1 protein-coding gene is annotated in these 926 nt (G+C 67.2%); it reads left to right on the forward strand.

Annotation, left to right across the window (positions count from 1 at the left end):
- Window positions 1-926: lipoyl synthase (gene lipA, locus ABD256_RS44175; RefSeq protein ID WP_344432403.1), on the forward strand; the 926-nt coding region annotated here is incomplete at both ends.

The following is a 926-nucleotide window of genomic DNA, read 5'->3' on the forward strand; positions in this document are numbered from 1 at the left end:
GGTCGGAAGTTGTTGCGGCTCGAGGTTCGTAACAGTGAGACGCCGATCGAGAAGAAGCCGTCGTGGATTCGGACGCGGGCGAAGATGGGTCCGGAGTTCACGGAGTTGAAGGGCCTGGTTCGCCGTGAGGGTTTGCACACGGTGTGCGAGGAGGCGGGGTGTCCCAATATCTATGAGTGTTGGGAGGATCGGGAGGCGACGTTCCTGATCGGGGGTGATCAGTGCACGCGGCGGTGTGATTTCTGCCAGATCGACACCGGGCGTCCGGCGGAGCTGGATCGTGAGGAGCCGCGGAAGGTGGCGGAGTCGGTGCAGGCGATGGGGCTGCGCTACTCCACGGTCACCGGGGTCGCCCGTGATGACCTGGCCGATGGCGGGGCGTGGCTGTACGCGGAGACGGTGCGCCAGATCCACGGGTTGAACCCGGGTACCGGGGTGGAGTTGCTGATCCCGGACTTCAACGCCGATCCCGATCAGCTCGCGGAGGTGTTTTCGGCGCGGCCGCAGGTGCTGGCGCACAATGTGGAGACGGTGCCGCGGATCTTCAAGCGGATCCGGCCCGGGTTCCGCTACGCCCGCTCTCTGGAGGTCATCACGAAGGCTAGGGAGGCGGGTTTGGTGACGAAGTCGAACCTGATCCTGGGCATGGGCGAGACCCCGGACGAGGTCACTGGGGCGATGCGGGACCTGGTCGAGGCGGGGTGTGAGATCTTGACGATCACCCAGTACCTGCGGCCCTCGCCGCGGCACCATCCGGTGGAGCGGTGGGTCAAGCCCGAGGAGTTCGTCGACCATTCGCGGAAGGCCGAGGAGCTGGGGTTCGCCGGGGTGATGGCCGGGCCGCTGGTGCGCTCCTCCTACCGGGCCGGGCGCCTCTACGCCCAGACCGTGGCACACCGCGGCGAGGAACTCCCCGCGAACCTGGC

The organism is Amycolatopsis minnesotensis (assembly GCF_039529815.1).
GTDB lineage: Bacteria > Actinomycetota > Actinomycetes > Mycobacteriales > Pseudonocardiaceae > Amycolatopsis > Amycolatopsis minnesotensis.